Genomic DNA, 16,754 nt, shown 5'->3' on the forward strand with positions numbered 1-16,754 from the left:
CCCCGCAAACGGCATTGGCGCCGCAGGCCCGCGGCCACTACAGTCGCGGCAGTTTTTTGCCGCTGTCACACAGCAATCTTTACGGCACGCGCCATCCGCGTGCTTTTTTTTAGCCGAGGAACCTGTATGAGCTCCAATTTCAGGACCGAACACGACTTTCTCGGCGAGAAGCAGATTCCTGCCTTTGCCTACTGGGGCGTGCACACGGCGCGCGCGGTCGAGAACTTCGCCATTTCCGGCACCCGCGTGTCGGCCATGCCCGACCTGGTGCGCGCGCTGGCCTTCGTGAAGAAGGCCGCCACGCGCGCCAATGCCGACCTCGGCGCCATCGACCGCGACCGCGCGGCCGCCATCATCCTGGCCTGCGAGGACCTCATCGAAGGCAAATTGCTCGACGAGTTCGTGGTCGACGTGATCCAGGGCGGCGCCGGCACCTCCACCAACATGAACGCCAACGAGGTGATCTGCAACCTCGCGCTCGAGAAGCTCGGCCACGAAAAGGGCCGCTACGACGTGCTGCATCCCAACGACCACGTCAACGCCTCGCAGAGCACCAACGACGTCTATCCGACGGCGGTGCGGCTGGCGCTGTGGTTCGCCATCGGCCGGCTGCTCGAATCCATGGCGGCGCTGCGCAAGAGCTTCGAAGCCAAGGCGCTCGAATTCAAGGACATCCTGAAGATAGGCCGCACCCAGCTGCAGGACGCCGTGCCCATGACGCTGGGCCAGGAGTTCCTGACCTACGCCGTCATGATCGGCGAGGACGAGGCCCGGCTGGGCGAGGCGCGCGCGCTCATCGAGGAAATCAACCTGGGCGCCACCGCCATCGGCACCGGCATCAACGCGCCGCACGGCTATGCCAACCTGGCCTGCCAGTACCTGGCCGAGCAGACCGGCGTGCCGCTCAAGCAGTCCGCCAACCTCATCGAGGCCACGCAGGACACCGGCGCCTTCGTGCAGCTGTCGGGCGTGCTCAAGCGCGTGGCCACCAAGCTCAGCAAGACCTGCAACGACCTGCGCCTGCTCTCCAGCGGGCCGCAGGCCGGCTTCGGCGAGATCCGGCTGCCGGCGCGCCAGGCCGGCTCGTCGATCATGCCGGGCAAAGTGAATCCGGTGATCCCGGAAGTGATGAACCAGGTGGCCTTCGAGGTCATCGGCAACGACATCACCGTGACCATGGCGTCCGAGGCCGGCCAACTGCAGCTCAACGCCTTCGAGCCGATCATGGGATGGAGCCTGTTCAAGAGCATCAAGCACCTGAGCAACGCCTGCAACACGCTGCAGCACAACTGCGTCGAAGGCATCGAGGCGAACCGGGAGTTCCTGGCCAAGCGGGTGCGCGAATCGGTCACGCTGGTCACCGCCCTGAATCCGCTGATCGGCTACGAGAAGGCGGCGCTCATCGCCAAGACCGCGCTGGCCACCGGCGGGCCCATCGACCTGGTGGCCGAATCGCTCGGCATCATGACCCGCGCCGAGATGGAGGCGCTGCTCGTGCCCGAGAACCTGACCCAGCCGGTGCGCCTGTCCGCGCCGGTGCCGCCGGCTGCCGAGCCCTCGGGCACAAAGGCTGCTTAGTGAAAGTCGGACAATGCCAATGGGTCCACCTGCACCACGACAGCGCCCGAATGTGCGCGGCCGGTGCGGCCGTCGTCGAGAATGCACCGGGTTGGCCCGGGTATTCCCCATCACGTGAATGTCTAGAATTTCGTTGTATCTGTATCTTCCAGTCACCTCAGGAGTTTTCCGTATGAACAAGCAAGTATTGGCATTGGCAATCGCAGCCCTGGCTGCCGGCGGCGCTTTTGCACAGGCCAATGACACCCTGGCCAAGATCAAGGCCTCGGGCAGCATCACCGAAGGCGTGCGGGAATCTTCCGGCCTCTCGTACACGCTGGGCAACGGCCAGTACACCGGCTTCCACTACGACATCTGCGCCAACATCATCAAGGACATCCAGAAGCACCTGGGCCTTGCCAAGCTGGAAACCAAGTACCAGCCCGTCACCTCGCAGAACCGCGTGCCCCTGGTGCAGAACGGCACCGTCGACCTCGAATGCGGCTCCACCACCAACAACGCCACGCGCCAGAAGGATGTCTCCTTCGCCGTGACCACCTACGTGGAAGAAGTGCGCATCGCGGTCAAGGCCAACTCGGGCATCAACGGCATCAAGGACCTCAACGGCAAGACCGTGGCCACCACCACCGGCACCACCTCGGTGCAGACCCTGCGCAAGAACGAGCGCGCCGGCGGCATCGACTTCAAGGAGCTCTATGGCAAGGACCACTCCGACAGCTTCCTGCTGCTCGAATCGGGCCGCGCCGACGCCTTCGTGATGGACGGCTCCATCCTGGCCTCGAACATCGCCAAGTCGAAGTCGCCTGCCGACTTCAAGATCGTCGGCGAAGTGCTCAGCGTCGAGCCCATCGCCATCATGATCCGCAAGGACGACCCGGCCTTCAAGAAGGTGGTGGACGACAGCATCAAGGCACAGATCAAGAACGGCGACCTTGCCAAGCTCTGGGACAAGTGGTTCCTGAAGCCGATCCCGCCGGCCAACGTCACGGTGAACCTGCCGCTGTCCGACGCCACGAAGGCCGCCTGGGCCAACCCGAACGACAAGCCGATGGAAGACTACGCCGCCAAGAAGTAAACACGGCAAGGTCATCCGCGCAACGCCCGCCGCCCCCGGCGGGCGTTTGTTTTCGCAAATGCGGCGCGCGGGCATGGCCTCTGCAAGCCAGCAGTCTGGAAATCTGAAAGAAGGAGAGTCCCCGATGGGATCAAACTGGGATTGGCAGGTCTTCTTGCAAGACCCGGGCGGGAAGTACCCGACCTACTGGGAGTGGATGCTGTCCGCATGGGGCTGGACCGTGTCCGTGGCCCTGCTGGCGCTGATCGTCGCGCTGGTGCTGGGTTCGCTGATCGGCATCATCCGCACCTTGCCCGACAGTCCATGGCTCATGCGCCTGGGCAATGCCTGGGTCGAGCTGTTCCGCAACATTCCGCTGCTGGTGCAGATCTTCCTCTGGTACCACGTGATTCCGGCCATGATCCCGGTCATGAAGGGCGTGCCCAGCTTCGTGCTGGTGGTGCTGGCGCTGGGCTTCTTCACGTCGGCGCGCATTGCCGAGCAGGTGCGCTCGGGCATCCAGGCGCTGCCCAAGGGCCAGCGCTACGCGGGCATGGCGGTGGGCTTCACCACGCCGCAGTACTACCGCTACGTCATCCTGCCGATGGCCTACCGCATCATCATTCCGCCGCTCACGAGCGAAACGATGAACATCTTCAAGAACTCGTCGGTGGCGTTTGCCGTGTCGGTGACCGAGCTCACGATGTTCGCGATGCAGGCGCAGGAAGAAACCTCGCGCGGCATCGAGGTGTACCTGGCGGTGACGGGGCTCTACGTGATCTCGGCCTTTGCGATCAACCGCATCATGGCCTTCATCGAGAAGAAGACGCGCGTGCCGGGCTTCATCGTCTCGGCCAGCGGCGGCGGGGGACACTGACATGATGAATCTCGACCTGTCGTTCTACAACTGGGACGTCATCAGCAACTTTGTCGTCAAGGGCTTCTACTTCAGCATCATGCTGACGATCGTGGCCACCATCGGCGGCGTGCTCTTCGGCACCGTGCTGGCGCTGATGCGGCTGTCGGGCAAGAAGTGGCTCGACGCGCCCGCCGCCATCTACGTCAACGGCATGCGCAGCATTCCGCTGGTGATGGTGATCCTGTGGTTCTTCCTGCTGGTGCCGGCCTCGTTCTACGCGGCCTTCGGCTCCATCGGCTCGAACTACCGCTCGGAAATCTCGGCCGTGATCACCTTCATCGCCTTCGAGGCGGCCTACTTCAGCGAGATCATGCGCGCGGGCATCCAGTCGATTCCGCGCGGCCAGGTGAATGCGGGCCAGGCGGTCGGCATGACCTACGGCCAGAACATGCGCCTGATCGTGCTGCCGCAGGCCTTCCGGAACATGCTGCCGGTGCTGCTCACGCAGACCATCATCCTGTTCCAGGACACCTCGCTGGTCTACGCCATCGGCGCCTACGACATGCTCAAGGGCTTCGAGACCGCGGGCAAGAACTTCGGCCGTCCGATCGAGGCCTACCTGCTCGCGGCGGTCGTCTACTTCATCATGTGCTATGCCTTGTCGTGGCTCGTCAAGCGCCTCCACAAGAAGATCGCCATCATTCGCTAGCCGAGTGGCTGAACCGGAGAAAGAAATGTCCGAAAAAATGATTGAAATCAAGAACGTCTCGAAGTGGTATGGCCCGGTGCAGGTGCTCAACGATTGTTCGGTGAGCATCTCCAAGGGCGACGTGGTGGTGGTGTGCGGGCCCTCGGGCTCGGGCAAGTCCACCCTCATCAAGACCGTGAATGCGCTCGAGCCCTTCCAGAAGGGCGAGATCACCGTCAACGGCATCCCACTGCACGACCCCAAGACCAACCTGCCCAAGCTGCGCTCCAAGGTCGGCATGGTGTTCCAGCACTTCGAGCTGTTCCCGCACCTGTCGGTCACCGAGAACCTCACGATCGCGCAGATCAAGGTGCTGGGCCGCAGCCCCGACGAGGCCAAGACCCGCGGCCTCAAGATGCTCGACCGCGTGGGCCTGATGGCGCACAAGGACAAGTTCCCGGGCCAGCTCTCGGGCGGCCAGCAGCAGCGCGTGGCCATTGCCCGCGCGCTCAGCATGGACCCGATCGTGATGCTGTTCGACGAACCCACCTCGGCGCTCGACCCCGAAATGGTCGGCGAAGTGCTCGACGTGATGGTGAGCCTGGCCAAGGACGGCATGACCATGATGGTGGTCACGCACGAAATGGCCTTTGCGCGCAAGGTGGCGAGCCGCGTGATCTTCATCGACGTGGGCGGCAAGATCCTCGAAGACTGCCCGAAGGACGAGTTCTTCAGCCACCCGGAAAACCGTCAGCCGCGCACGAAGGATTTCTTGAACAAAATCCTGCAGCACTGATCGATTCGCTGCGGCACCAAAAAGCAAAAGCCACGCTGTTCGCAGCGTGGCTTTTTTATTTACCCGGAGCCTATGGCAGCCGCGCGATGTGCTCCGTCAGCAGGTCGAAGAAGCCCTGCGCATCGCCATCGACGATCCAGTTCGCGTTGGCGGGGCGGTTCAAACTGCCGTGCCAGTCGGCCGCGGTCTGGCCGAAGCCCATGCCCTCTCGGCTGTCGACTTCGACGTGGATGCGCCTGCCCTGGAAGAGCGAGGGTTGCAGCAGGTAGGCCGTGACGGTCGCGTCATGCACCGGCCCGCCGAGCATGCCGTAGTGCTGCATTTCCTGCGGCGCATAGGCGTCGAGGATGTCGGCGACGATCGCGCCGGCCCGGTTGCCGAGGCTCCGCAGCCGCGCGATGCGCTCGTCGCTCGTGAGGATCTTGTGCGTGACGTCGAGCGGCAGCATGGTGATCGGCACGCCGCACTTCAGCACGGCCTCGGCCGCATGCGGATCGGCGAACACGTTGAACTCCGCCGTGGGCGTGATGTTGCCGCCGTTGAAGTGCGCGCCGGCCATGAGCACCAGTTCGCGCAGGCCGCGCACGATGTCGGGCGCCTGCTCGAGCGCGAGCGCCAGGTTGGTCTGCGGGCCGAGCATCGCGAGCGTCACGCTTTTTTCGGGCGCGGCGCGCAGCGTGCGGACCAGGTAGTCGACCGCATGGCCTTCGGCCAGCGGTACGGCGGGCTCGTGCACCTTCACGCCCGTGATGCCTTCGCGGCCATGGATGTTGGCCGCGTAGATCGGCGTGCGCTGCAGCGGCCGTTCGGCACCCGCGTACACCGGAATCTCCGGCCGGCCGGCCCATTCACAGGCGAGGCGCGCGTTGCGCGAGGTCTTGGCCAGCGGCACGTTGCCGGCCACCGTGGTCAGCGCCTGCACCGCGAGCGATTCGGGCGCCGCCAGGGCGAACAGCAGCGCGATCACGTCGTCCGCGCCGGGGTCCGTGTCGATGATCAGGGTGTGCATGGCCGCATTGTCGCGGCCTCCACCCCGATCCACGGGGACGCGAGCTTTACTTCTGGCGCGCCGCGATGGCCTTCTCGGCCTTGGCCACGAGGTCCGCGCCCACGGTCGACTTCCACTTGTCGTACACCGGCCGCGTGGCCTTCACGAAGGCTTCGCGCTCGGCGGGCGTGAGCTGGGTCACGGTGACGCCCATGGCGGCAATGTCCTTGAGCACCGGCTTGTCGGCTTCCACCAGGCCCTTGCGCGCGAGCGCGATTTCCTGCTTGCCGGCATCGACGGCGGCCTGGCGCACGATGGCCTGGTCGGCCGGCGTCCACGAGGCCCAGATTTCCTTGTTGACCACGAACACCAGCGGATCGGCCACGTAGCCCCAGGTGGTCACGAACTTCTGGCCCACATTCTGCATCTTGAGCACGGTGAACAGGAAGAGCGGGTTCTCCTGGCCGTCGACGGCGCCGCTGGCGAGCGCGGGCTGCGCGTCGGCCCAGCTCATCTGCGTGGGGTTGGCGCCGAGCGCGGTGAACATGTCGGAATAGATCGGCGAGCCGACGACGCGGATCTTCATGCCCTTGAGGTCGGCGGGGGACTTGATCGGCTTCTTCGAGTTGGTGATCTCGCGGTAGCCGTTCTCGCCCCAGGCGAGCGGCACGACGCCGGCCTTGTCGAGGGTCTTGAACATGTCCTTGCCGACTTCGCCCTGGGTGAGGGCGTCGATGGCCGCGTAGTCGGGCATCAGGAAGGGCATGGAGAAGAGGTTGAGCTGCTTGACCTGCGGCGACCAGTTGATGGTCGAGCCGACGGCCATGTCGATCACGCCCTGGCGCAGCGCGCTGAATTCGCGGGTCTGGTCGCCCTGGATGAGGGACACGCCGGGGTACAGCTTGATGTTGATGCGGCCCTGGGTGCGCTCCTTGACGAGGTCGGCCCAGATTTTTCCGGCCTGGCCCCAGGGGGTGGGCGGGCCGAGCACCAGGGACATCTTGTATTCGGGCTTGTAGGCGGCCTGCGCCATGGCGCCGGTCGAGAACATGCCCAGGGCGGTGGCTGCGGCGGCAAGGCCGAGCAGGGTGCGGCGGAATTTCATGAGAGGTCTCCTTGTTTTCTGAACACAACTAAGCGATGGATGTTTTTCGGGAACGTTCGGGGCGATGCTGTTTCAGGGCGCGTGCACAGGCCACCGGGTACTCCCCTCCGCGAATGTCCCCCGGCCTGCGGCCTCCTCCTTGATTTCGCTGCGGGGAGCACCCGATGCCCTGTGCACCTGGGCACGCTCTGAGTGCACAGCCGATCAACGACGGCTCTGTCCAACGCTCCCGTCGATGGGGTGCCTTGCGCAGCGAAATCAAGGGGGAGGCCGAAGGCCGGAGGACATTCGCGGAGCAAGGTACCCCGTCGGCGGGAGCGCGCCCTGAACAAAGCATCCAAACGCACCGCCCCATTTCAATAACCCAGCTTGCGCGGCAACCAGAGCGCGAGCTCAGGAAACGCGATCACCAGCACCATCACCACGAACATCGAGAACAGCATCCAGCCCACCCACGGCACGGTCTCTTCCATGCGCACCTTCGCGATGCGGCACGACACCATCAGGTTGACCGCGAGCGGCGGCGTGAACTGGCCGAGCGCCACCTTGAGCGTGAGGATCACGCCGAACCACACCGGATCCCACTTGTAGTGCTGCACGATCGGCAGCAGCAGCGGCACGAAGATCAGGAAGATCGACACGCCGTCCAGGAACATGCCCACCGTGATGAGCAGCAGGATCAAGAGCGCCAGGATGCCGTATTCGCCAAGGCCCGAATCCACGATGGCGCGCGTCACCGGGTCGATGATGCCGAGCGTGGAAAGCGAGTACGCGAAGATGCCCGCGAGCGACACCACCAGCAAAATCACCGCCGAGAGCTCGCCCGATTCGCGCAGGATGACGAACAGGTCGCGCACCTTGATGGTCCGGTGCACGCACATGCCCACGAACAGGCCGTAGAACACCGCCACCACCGCGGCCTCGGTGGGCGTGAACCAGCCCGCGCGCATGCCACCCAGGATGAGCACCGGCGCCGCCAGGCCCCAGATCGCTTCGCGCAGGCTCTTCCAGAACGGCGGGCGCGGCAGCGTCGCTTCGAGCGCGCCCATCTTGTGCTGGCGGGCCAGCAGCACGGCCGGGATCATCAGCGCCAGGCCGGCCATCACGCCCGGGATCATGCCGGCCGCGAACAGCGCCGGCACCGAGGCGCCGGGCACCAGCACCGAGTACACGATGAACGCGACCGAAGGCGGAATCAGGATGTCGGTGGCCGCCGCGGCGCCCACCACGCTGGCCGAGAAGGCGGCCGGGTAGCCCGCGCGCGACATGGCTGCGATCATCACCGCGCCCACGGCCGCGGCATTGGCCGGGCCCGAGCCCGAGATGCCGCCGAGGAACATCGCCACCGCAATCGCCACCAGCGGCAGCATGCCGGGTCCGCGCCCGACGACCGCCACCGCAAAGTTCACGAGCCGCAGCGCCACGCCCGAGCGGTCGAAGATGGAGCCCACCAGCACGAACATCGGAATGGCCAGCAGCGGGTACTTGCCGAGGCCGGCATAGAAGTTCTGCGGCACGGCCAGGAGGCCGAACCACTGGGCGTCGCTGTTGGCGAGCGCGATGCAGGCGGCGCCGGCCAGGCCTAGTGCGGCGCCGATGGGCACGCCCACCAGCATCATCGCGACGAAGGCGACGAAGAGCAGGGTGGGGATCACGATGCGTCGCCCTTGCCGCCAGGGTTCTTCGCGTCGCTGCGGTATTCCTTGCGGCCGCGGCGGATCATGAGGCCCACCGCACGCAGCGCGATGGCGAACGACACGACCGGCAGCCAGATCGAATACCACCAGGCCGGCAGGCCGATGCCCGGCGTGGTCTCGTCGAAGCGGTAGTCGTCCCACACCATGCGGATGCTGAGCGCGCCGATCAGCGTGAACAGGATGGCGATCATGAGCGCGCCGAACTGCGCAAGCCGCTTGCGCCGCGCCATGGAGCCGTTCTCGGAAAAATATTCGATGCGGATGTGGCGGTCGCGCGCCACCGCGGCCGAACCGGCCACCAGCGCCAGCATGATCATCAGGAAGACCGAGAACTCCTCGGTCCACGCGAACGAGGAGTCGGTGAAGTAGCGCACCAGCACGTTGGCAAAGGTGATGAGCGCCAGCGCGCCCATGATGATGACGGTGAGCCAGTCCTCGATGGCGAGCGGCACCCGGGTGGGCTCGTCGGCGGCTTCGATGTCGGGGGGAAGGGGGCTGGCGGCGTCCAGCAGGGGGCCGGACTCGTTGGGAGTGGTCATCGAGAGGGAGGGGGAAAGCAGCTATGGATGGTAACGATCCATGTCCATTCGTTCATCGGGGTTTTCCTAAGCTGCGGCCCCGTTGCGCGCCCTCCCGGCCCTCTCGAAACGGGCTACTCGAGCTTGGCGCCCGAATCCTTGATCAGGCGCTCCCAGACCGGGCTCTCCTTCTTGTACACGGCGGCAAAGGCCTCGGGCGAGCTCTCCTTCAGGTCGAAGCCCATCGCCGCGACGCGCGCCTGCACGTCGGGCTGGCGCGTGGCCTTGCCCACCTCTTCGGCAATGCGCTGCACGATCGGCTTGGGCGTGCCGGCCGGCATGGCAATCGCGAGCCAGCCGGCCACGCGGTAGGCCTCGTCGTCCAGGCCCTGCTCGGCCAGCGTGGGCACGTTGGGCAGGGTGGCCATGCGGCGTTCACCGCTCACGCCGACGGCCCGGAGCTTGCCGGCCTCGATGTGGGGCTTGGCCACCAGCGCGCTCGCAAAGGCCATCTGGATCTGGCCGCCGATCAGGTCCTGCAGCATCGGTGCCTCGCCCTTGTAGGCGACGTGGTTCATCTCGGCCTTCTGCGTGAGGCTCATGTGCGCGCCGGCCAGGTGCGGGTAGGCGCCCACGCCGTACGAGCCGTAGGCCACCTTGCCCTTGTTGGCGGCCACGTACTTCAAAAGCTCGGGCCCGCTCTTCACCGGCACGCTGGGGTGGACCACCAGCACCAGCGGCGCGGTGGCGATCTGGTAGACCAGCGTGAGGTCGCGCTGCGTGTCGTAGGGCAGCTTCTGGTAGAGGAACTGGTTGGTCAGCAGCGAATTGCTCAGCGCCAGCACCATTGTGTAGCCGTCGGCCGGCGCCTTGGCCACCGCGTCGGTGCCGATGATGCCGGCGGCGCCGGGCTTGTTGTCGATGATCACGGGCTGGCCCAGGCCCGCCGCCATCTTCTCGCCCACCACGCGGGCCAGCACGTCGGTGGCGCCGCCCGCGGCAAAGGGCACCACCATGCGGATCGGCTTGCTCGGATAGGCCTGCGCCCAGGCGGCCGTGGAAGTGGCTGCGATCACGATCGAGGCGATGCCGCAGTGCAGGGCGCGGCGGGTGATTCCGCGCGCGGCGGTGGTGGTGAAAGTTGCGCTCATGTCCGATGTCTCCGGCTGTCGTTGTTGTCTGTCGAAAAAAGAAACGGGCGCGCGGTGGCTATTCGGCCAGCACCTGCGTCTTGAAGGGAAGCGCCTCGAGGGCCGTGCGGATCTGTGCCTGCAGCGGCGCCGCGAGCGCACCCGCAGCCGCGGCATCGATGCGCACCTGCACCAGGCTTTCGCCCTCGCTGCGCACGCGCGGCCGGGCGGCCGGCGCCACGCCGAGCTCCCCGCACACCTGCGCCACCGTGGCCGCCACCACGCGGCTCGCGGCCATCGCGCGAAGCTCGGGCTTGTAGATCTTGCCGACGTTGGTCATCGGCATGTGCTCGATGACCGTCACCGAGCGGGGCTTGGCGGGCGCCTCGTCGACGCGCGCGGCGGTGAAGGCCAGCAGCTCGTCCTCGCTGGCCGAGGCGCCGGGCACCAGCGTGGCAAAGACCACGGGCAGCTCGCCGGCATAGGCATCGGGCGCGCCCACTGCCGCGCACAGCTGCACCGCGGGATGCGCGCCCAGCGCGTCCTCGATCACCTTGGGGTCGATGTTGTGGCCGCTGCGGATAATCAGGTCCTTCGAGCGGCCGCTGAGGTTGAGCCTGCCGTCGCCGTCGATCCAGCCCAGGTCGCCGGTGGCGAGCCAGCCGTCGGCGGTGAAGGCCTTGGCGTTGTCGGCCGGATCGACAAAGCCCGAGAACAGGTTGGGCGACTTGAACAGCACCATGCCCTGCTCGCCGGGCGGCAGCTCGCGGTCGCTGGCATTGCCGTTCTCGTCGAGCGCCACGATGCGCATCCGCATGTAGGGCAGTGGAAAGCCGACGCAGCCCGCGGGCCCGTCCACGCCGGGCGGCGTGATGGTCGAGATGCCGGCCATCTCGGTCATGCCCAGGCTCTCGTGCACATGCAGGCCGAACAGGCGCTCGAAGCGCGCGGCCAGCTCGGGCGAGAGCACGGCGGCGCCCGTGCGGCAGTAGCCGATCGACGAGATGTCGGCGCCGTCCAGCGGCACGTTCGCGAGCGCGGCCAGCACCGTCGGCACGGCCGAGAGCGAGGTCGGGCGGTACTTCTCGACCAGCTTCCAGTAGTTGGCGAGCACCTCCTTGTTGCGCAGCAGCGAGGGGGTCGGAATGATCACTTCCATGCCCGCCGAGAGCGAGGCCAGCGAGGCCGGCAGCACGCCCGCCACGTGGAACAGCGGATAGCCGTTGATCGAGATGCCCTGTTCGTTCATGCCCGCGACCTGCACGCTGGCCCACGCCGTGAACACCTGCGCGCCGTGGCTGTGGCGCGCGAGCTTCGGCGCGCCGGTGGTGCCGCCGGTGTGGAAGTAGGCGGCGATGTCGCTCGGCGCGATGTCGCGGCCGCTCACGAGGCGGTCGGATGGCTGTGCCGAACGCAGCACGTCGAACTCGGCCACGCCTTCGGGCAAGCTGGCGACTGCACCCGGCGCCTCGTCATGCGGCGCCACGCGCAGCACGGTCGTGAGCGTGGGCACCTGGCCGCGCAGGCGCATCGCCTTCGACCACATGCCCGATTCGCTGTCCGAGCCGTAGGCGATCAGCACCTTGGCGCGGCCGGCGGTCATCAGCGCCACCAGCTTCTCGTCGGTCAGCAGCGGGTTGAGCGGCTGCACGATGCCCGCCGCCTCGCCGCCCCAGAGCGCGAGGTGGTATTGAAGGCAGCCCGGCAGCAGCACCGCCACCGCATCCTGCGGGCCCACGCCCAGCGCCTGCAGCATGTTCGCGGTCTGGTGGATGCGCGCGAGCAGCTCGGCGTACGACCAGCGGATCGGCGCGTCGGCCGGATTGCCGGTGCGAAGGAAGGTCAGCGCGGTCTTGCCGCCGAAGGCCGCGCCTGCATTGCGGAAGATCTCGTAGGTGCTGCGGACCGTCAGCGCCTGCTCGAGCGGCGTCTCTTCGAGCTTGCGGATGTCGGCGAGGCTGCGGACCGGGAGCGTCGGGCGAAAGGGTGCGCCGGCCGCGTTCGTCTTCTTGCTGTCTGCCATGGCGTGTCTCCTGGATATTTGTTGTGGTGCCGGCCGTGCGAAGCGCTGTTCTACTGGTTTGTGATCTTGTTGTCGCGAATGACCTTGCCCCAGCGCTCGAAGTCCTGGCGCATGCGCACGCCGGTCTGCTCGCCCGTGCGGTAGGCCGCGAAGGAGCCGACGCCCTCGAGCTTGTCCTGCACTTCCTTGTCGGCGAGTGCGGTCTTGAGTTCTGCGCTCATGCGATCGACCACCTCCTTGGGCGTGCCCGCCGGTGCCAGCAGGCCGCCCCAGGAAGTGGCATCGAAGCCCGGGAAGCCCTGCTCGGCGACCGTCTTCACGTCGGGCAGCAGGCTCACGCGCTGGCCCGAGCCGACCGCGATGGCGCGCAGCGCGCCCGAGCGGATGTGCGGCATCACCGCCACCAGGTCCGAGAACATCGCGGGCACCTGACCGCCGATCAGGTCGGTCACGGCCGGCGCGCTGCCGCGGTAGGGCACGTGCTGCATCTCGAACTTGCCGATGTTCTTGAGCTGCTCGGTCGTCAGGTGGCCGAAGCTGCCCGCGCCGGCGGTCGTGTAGTTGAGCTTGCCGCCCTCGGCCTTGGCCTTGGCGATCAGCTCCTGCAGGCCGTTCACGCCGGGCAGTGCCTTGGGGTTCACCACCATCACGATCGGCAGGTCGTACACCGTGCCCACGGGCGTGAAGCTCTTGAAGATGTCGTAGGGCGTCTGGCCGTACAGGTGCGCGGCCAAGAGCGTGGGCGTGGCCAGCATCACGAAGGTGTAGCCGTCGGGCGCGGCCTTGGCGGCCACCGCCGCGCCGATGGTGCCCGAGGCGCCGCTGCGGTTGTCGACGAGGATGTTCTGCTTCAGGCCCTGCGACATCTTCTGCGCCACGATGCGCGTGGCGACGTCGGTCGGGCCGCCGGGCGGAAAGGGCACGACGAAGGTGATCGGCTTGGCGGGCCAGGCCTGCGCGAAGGCGGCGCCGGCCATGAGCGGAAGGGCCAGCGCGAGGAGTGCGCGGCGTGCGGGATTGCGAAGGGAGCGGGAAGAAGAAAAGGCCATGGACTTGTTCAAGGATCGGAAGATCGGCGCCTTCAGACGACGCCGCTGGTTTTCAGTTGCGCGAGCCGGTCGTCCGACAGGCCGAGCAGCGACTGCAGCACTTCGTGCGTGCCTTCGCCCAGTTGCGGCGGCGCGCTGCGCACGGGCAGGCGCTCGCCGTCGAAGCGGTAGGGCGGGGCCAGCACGTTGACCTTGCCGGCCACCGGATGCGGCTGCTCGGTCACCAGGCCGGCATCGGTCGCGCGCCTGGAGTTCAGCGCTTCGAGCAGGCCCAGCACCTCTCCGCAGGGAATGCCCGAGGCGCTGAGCCTGGCCAGCAGGTCGGCGCGCTGGCGCCTGGCGAGCTCGGCGTGCAGCTCGGGCAGCAGCACCGCGCGGTTTGCCGAGCGCAGGATGTTGGTCTTGAAGCGCTCGTCGGCCGCGAGGTCGGGCCGCTCGATCACCTCGGTGCAGAAGCGCGCGAACTGCGCGTTGTTGCCCACGGTGATCACGAGCGGGCCGTCGGCTGCATCGAACACGCCGTAGGGCACGATCGACGGATGCGAGTTGCCGTAGCGCGGCGGGTCCTCGCCCATCAGCAGCGCCTCGAGGCCGTAGTAGGCGGTGATCATCAGGCCGCAGTCGAACAGGGCCATCTCCACGTGCCGGCCCTTGCCGGTCTTCTCGCGCTGGTAGAGCGCCGCAAGCACGGCCTGCGCCGAATACATGCCGGTGAACAGGTCGACCATGGCCACGCCGAACTTCAGCGGCGGCTGGCTGGCTTCGCCGTTGAGCGCCATCAGGCCGGCCTCGCCCTGCACCACGAGGTCGTAGCCGGGGCGCGCGGCCTCGGGGCCGGTGCGGTCGTAGCCCGAGATCGAGCAGTAGATGAGCCCCGGCTGCTCCTTGCTGAGCTGCTCGTAGCCCAGGCCCAGCTTGTCGATGCCGCCGAACTTGAAGTTCTGGATCACCACGTCGCACTGCTTCGCGAGGTCGCGCGCGATCTGCTGGCCCTCGGGCGTCTGCAGGTCGAGCGTGACCGAGCGCTTGTTGCGGTTCACGCTGTTGAAGTAGGCGGTCTCGGTCTTGCCGACGCGCAGGCCCCAGTCGCGCGTGTCGTCGCCGCGGCCCGGGTGCTCGACCTTGATGACCTCGGCGCCCATGTCGGCCAGCACCATGCCGCACCAGGGGCCCGCGAGGATGCGGGACAGATCGAGGACGCGCACGCCGGCCAGCGGCAGCGAGGAATTCAGCATGGGCATGAGGGCAACTCCAGGAAAACGAAAGACCCCCGCGTCCGCATGCGAGGGCGGGGCATGACGCGCGTCAGGACGCGTCCGGCTTTGTCTTGCGGCGCAGCGCGGCGAAATCCGCGCGGCGCTTGCCGAGGAAGGCGCCGATGCCTTCGGCCGCTTCGGCATCGGCCTGCGACTCGACCATGTACACAGCCTCGGCATCGAGTTGCTGCTCGAGCGTGGCGCGGTGCGCCTGGCGGCACAGCGTCTTGATGCGTGCGATCGCGCGCACGGGGCCGTCGGCCACCCGGGCCGCGAGCGCGATGGCCTCGGCCAGCGCGGCGCCCTTGTCGGTCAGCCGGTTGACCGCGCCCAGCGCATGCAGGCGCTCGGCTGTCATGCGATCGCCGGTCAGGCACATCTCGGTCAGCACCTGGCGCGAGACGAACTCCGCAAGGAAGGCCGTGGCACCGCCGTCCGGCGTGAGGCCGACCTTGACGTAGGCCACCGTGTAGAAGGCATCGCGCGCCGACACCAGCATGTCGCAGGCCAGCGCCATCGAGAGGCCCGCACCCGCCGCGCCGCCTTCGACGGCCGCGATGACCGGCTTGCCGAAATCGCGGATGCCGCGGATCAGGTCGTGCAGGCCTTCGAGCTTTTCGCGGCGCTCGGAGGCGGGCAGCTCGCGGCGCTTGGCCAGCAGGTTGAGGTCGCCGCCCGAGCAGAAGAAATCGCCCGCGCCGGTGAAGACGACGGCGCCGACTTCGGGGTCGTTTTGCGCATCGGCGAGCGCGGCGCTCAGTTCCGCATACAGCGTCGGCGTGATCGCGTTGCGCGCGCCGGGGTTGCTGTTGGTCAGGATGCGGACGGCGCCCTGCTGCGAGATCAGAACCGTCTTTTCGGTCATGCGGTCACCTCCTTGCCGAGCGCGATGTAGCGCTGCAGGTGGTGGTCTTCGTCGCCGAGCTGGTGGTCGATCATCACGAGCCGCTTGGCGTAGTGCGGCAGCGGCAGCTCCCAGGTCATGCCGATGCCGCCGTGCATCTGGATGCTCTCCTCCGCGACCAGCGCGCCGATGCGGCCGATGCTGAACTTGGCGGCCGACAGCGCACGCTCGCGCGCCACGCGGTCGGTGCCGTCGATGGCGGCCGCGGCGTTGATGACGGCCGAGCGGGCCTGTTCGATCTCGAGCAGCAGGTCGGCCATGCGGTGCTGCAGCGCCTGGAAGCTGCCGATCAGCATGCCGAACTGCTTGCGCGTGCGCAGGTAATCGAGCGTGGCGGTCTTGGCGGCTTCCATTGCGCCGAGCGCCTCGGCGCACAGCGCGAGCACGCCGCGGCCGATGGCGCGTTCCAGCGTCGCGTGGCCCTGGCCTTCGGTGCCCAGCAGCGCTTCGGCGCCGAGCTTCACGCCGTCGAGCGCGAGTTCGGCGACACGGCCGCCGTCGATGGCGGGGCAGCCGCGCACCGTGAGGCCTGCGGTCCTGGCGGGCACGAGGAACAGCGAGATGCCGGCTTCGTCGTCGACGCTGCCCGAAGTGCGGGCCGAGACCAGGAACAGGTCGGCCTGCTCGCCCTGCGGCACCACGGCCTTGGCGCCGTGCAGCACCCAGCCGTCGCCGCTGCGCTCGGCACGGGTCGAGACACGCGTGCGCTCGTAATGCGTGTCGGCTTCGTCGTGCGCAAAGGCTGCGACAGTGACGCCGTTGATGATGTCGCCGAGCTTTTCTTTTTGCGCATCGCTGCCGGCGGCGCTGAGCGCCTCGCCGACCATCACCGCGCCCAGCAGCGGCTCGACCACGAGCCCGCGGCCCAGCGCCTCGAAGACCACGGCAATGTCGAAGCCGCCGCCGCCGAAGCCGCCGTCGGCCTCGCTGAACAGCGCGCCGATCACGCCCAGTTCGGCGAAATTCTGGAAGATCTCCTTGCTGAAACCGTGCGCGGACTTTGCGATGCGGTCGCGCGCATCGAAGGCGTACTGCTCGGCGATGAAGCGGTTCAGGCTGTCGGCGAGCATGCGCCGGTCTTCGGTGTGTTCGAAGTTCACTGCATGTCT

Annotated in this window: 15 protein-coding genes; 5 read left to right on the forward strand and 10 right to left on the reverse strand. The window is 67.3% G+C overall.

Going from position 1 to position 16,754, the window contains the following annotated elements; translation table 11 throughout:
* Positions 1-126 precede the first annotated feature (126 nt).
* The 5 genes from RZE77_RS03825 (at position 127) to RZE77_RS03845 (ending at position 4,975) form a co-directional block, all read left to right on the forward strand.
* Positions 127-1,578: an aspartate ammonia-lyase gene (locus RZE77_RS03825; RefSeq protein ID WP_319440766.1), complete on the forward strand. Its 1,452-nt coding sequence runs from the start codon at positions 127-129 to the stop codon at positions 1,576-1,578.
* Positions 1,579-1,750: 172 nt separating this feature from the next.
* Positions 1,751-2,653, forward strand: coding sequence for an amino acid ABC transporter substrate-binding protein (locus RZE77_RS03830; RefSeq protein WP_319440767.1), 903 nt, complete (start codon positions 1,751-1,753; stop codon positions 2,651-2,653).
* Positions 2,654-2,777: 124 nt separating this feature from the next.
* The gene (locus tag RZE77_RS03835) at positions 2,778-3,509 is read left to right on the forward strand and encodes an amino acid ABC transporter permease (RefSeq protein ID WP_319440768.1); all 732 of its coding nucleotides are present in this window, start codon (positions 2,778-2,780) and stop codon (positions 3,507-3,509) included.
* 1 nt (position 3,510) lies between these two features.
* The gene (locus tag RZE77_RS03840) at positions 3,511-4,200 is read left to right on the forward strand and encodes an amino acid ABC transporter permease (RefSeq protein ID WP_258503943.1); all 690 of its coding nucleotides are present in this window, start codon (positions 3,511-3,513) and stop codon (positions 4,198-4,200) included.
* A gap of 37 nt (positions 4,201-4,237) precedes the next feature.
* Positions 4,238-4,975 carry an amino acid ABC transporter ATP-binding protein gene (locus RZE77_RS03845; RefSeq protein WP_018903696.1) on the forward strand — a complete coding sequence of 246 codons (738 nt, stop codon included), beginning with the start codon at positions 4,238-4,240 and terminating at the stop codon, positions 4,973-4,975.
* Positions 4,976-5,045: 70 nt separating this feature from the next.
* On the opposite strand, the gene RZE77_RS03850 is transcribed toward RZE77_RS03845, so the two are convergent.
* From RZE77_RS03850 to RZE77_RS03895, 10 genes are all read right to left on the reverse strand, one after another.
* Positions 5,046-5,984: a nucleoside hydrolase gene (locus RZE77_RS03850; RefSeq protein ID WP_319440769.1), complete on the reverse strand. Its 939-nt coding sequence runs from the start codon at positions 5,982-5,984 to the stop codon at positions 5,046-5,048.
* A 46-nt stretch (positions 5,985-6,030) separates the two neighbouring features.
* Positions 6,031-7,068 (reverse strand): DctP family TRAP transporter solute-binding subunit, encoded by a 1,038-nt coding sequence (locus RZE77_RS03855; RefSeq protein ID WP_319429543.1) that lies wholly within the window; start codon positions 7,066-7,068, stop codon positions 6,031-6,033.
* A 356-nt stretch (positions 7,069-7,424) separates the two neighbouring features.
* On the reverse strand, positions 7,425-8,723 hold the full coding sequence (locus RZE77_RS03860) for a TRAP transporter large permease (protein WP_319440770.1): 1,299 nt from the start codon (positions 8,721-8,723) through the stop codon (positions 7,425-7,427).
* Positions 8,720-9,304 (reverse strand): TRAP transporter small permease, encoded by a 585-nt coding sequence (locus RZE77_RS03865; protein ID WP_319440771.1) that lies wholly within the window; start codon positions 9,302-9,304, stop codon positions 8,720-8,722. Before RZE77_RS03865 ends, RZE77_RS03860 begins: the two co-directional genes overlap by 4 nt.
* Positions 9,305-9,417: 113 nt before the next feature.
* Positions 9,418-10,434 (reverse strand): Bug family tripartite tricarboxylate transporter substrate binding protein, encoded by a 1,017-nt coding sequence (locus tag RZE77_RS03870; RefSeq protein WP_319440772.1) that lies wholly within the window; start codon positions 10,432-10,434, stop codon positions 9,418-9,420.
* Between the two features lie 58 nt (positions 10,435-10,492).
* Positions 10,493-12,436, reverse strand: coding sequence for an acyl-CoA synthetase (locus RZE77_RS03875; RefSeq protein WP_319440773.1), 1,944 nt, complete (start codon positions 12,434-12,436; stop codon positions 10,493-10,495).
* 50 nt (positions 12,437-12,486) lie between these two features.
* Positions 12,487-13,485 carry a Bug family tripartite tricarboxylate transporter substrate binding protein gene (locus RZE77_RS03880; protein ID WP_319440774.1) on the reverse strand — a complete coding sequence of 333 codons (999 nt, stop codon included), beginning with the start codon at positions 13,483-13,485 and terminating at the stop codon, positions 12,487-12,489.
* A 32-nt stretch (positions 13,486-13,517) separates the two neighbouring features.
* Positions 13,518-14,726 carry a CaiB/BaiF CoA transferase family protein gene (locus RZE77_RS03885; RefSeq protein ID WP_319440775.1) on the reverse strand — a complete coding sequence of 403 codons (1,209 nt, stop codon included), beginning with the start codon at positions 14,724-14,726 and terminating at the stop codon, positions 13,518-13,520.
* Positions 14,727-14,790: 64 nt separating this feature from the next.
* Positions 14,791-15,606, reverse strand: coding sequence for an oxepin-CoA hydrolase, alternative type (locus tag RZE77_RS03890; RefSeq protein WP_319440776.1), 816 nt, complete (start codon positions 15,604-15,606; stop codon positions 14,791-14,793).
* Complete coding sequence (locus RZE77_RS03895) at positions 15,603-16,745, reverse strand: acyl-CoA dehydrogenase family protein (RefSeq protein WP_319440777.1); 1,143 nt, start codon at positions 16,743-16,745, stop codon at positions 15,603-15,605. Before RZE77_RS03895 ends, RZE77_RS03890 begins: the two co-directional genes overlap by 4 nt.
* Between the last annotated feature and the right edge of the window lie 9 nt (positions 16,746-16,754).

It is taken from the genome of Variovorax sp. SPNA7 (genome assembly GCF_033807855.1).
GTDB classification, from domain to species: Bacteria; Pseudomonadota; Gammaproteobacteria; order Burkholderiales; family Burkholderiaceae_C; genus Variovorax; species Variovorax beijingensis.

Bases quoted from the DNA above. Each gene is read 5' to 3' on its own strand.
- RZE77_RS03825 (WP_319440766.1), top strand. From the start codon at position 127: ATGAGCTCCAATTTCAGGACCGAACACGACTTTCTCGGCGAGAAGCAG.
- RZE77_RS03830 (WP_319440767.1), top strand. From the start codon at position 1,751: ATGAACAAGCAAGTATTGGCATTGGCAATCGCAGCCCTGGCTGCCGGC.
- RZE77_RS03835 (WP_319440768.1), top strand. From the start codon at position 2,778: ATGGGATCAAACTGGGATTGGCAGGTCTTCTTGCAAGACCCGGGCGGG.
- RZE77_RS03840 (WP_258503943.1), top strand. From the start codon at position 3,511: ATGATGAATCTCGACCTGTCGTTCTACAACTGGGACGTCATCAGCAAC.
- RZE77_RS03845 (WP_018903696.1), top strand. From the start codon at position 4,238: ATGATTGAAATCAAGAACGTCTCGAAGTGGTATGGCCCGGTGCAGGTG.
- RZE77_RS03850 (WP_319440769.1), bottom strand. From the start codon at position 5,984: ATGCACACCCTGATCATCGACACGGACCCCGGCGCGGACGACGTGATC.
- RZE77_RS03855 (WP_319429543.1), bottom strand. From the start codon at position 7,068: ATGAAATTCCGCCGCACCCTGCTCGGCCTTGCCGCCGCAGCCACCGCC.
- RZE77_RS03865 (WP_319440771.1), bottom strand. From the start codon at position 9,304: ATGACCACTCCCAACGAGTCCGGCCCCCTGCTGGACGCCGCCAGCCCC.
- RZE77_RS03870 (WP_319440772.1), bottom strand. From the start codon at position 10,434: ATGAGCGCAACTTTCACCACCACCGCCGCGCGCGGAATCACCCGCCGC.
- RZE77_RS03875 (WP_319440773.1), bottom strand. From the start codon at position 12,436: ATGGCAGACAGCAAGAAGACGAACGCGGCCGGCGCACCCTTTCGCCCG.
- RZE77_RS03880 (WP_319440774.1), bottom strand. From the start codon at position 13,485: ATGGCCTTTTCTTCTTCCCGCTCCCTTCGCAATCCCGCACGCCGCGCA.
- RZE77_RS03885 (WP_319440775.1), bottom strand. From the start codon at position 14,726: ATGCCCATGCTGAATTCCTCGCTGCCGCTGGCCGGCGTGCGCGTCCTC.
- RZE77_RS03890 (WP_319440776.1), bottom strand. From the start codon at position 15,606: ATGACCGAAAAGACGGTTCTGATCTCGCAGCAGGGCGCCGTCCGCATC.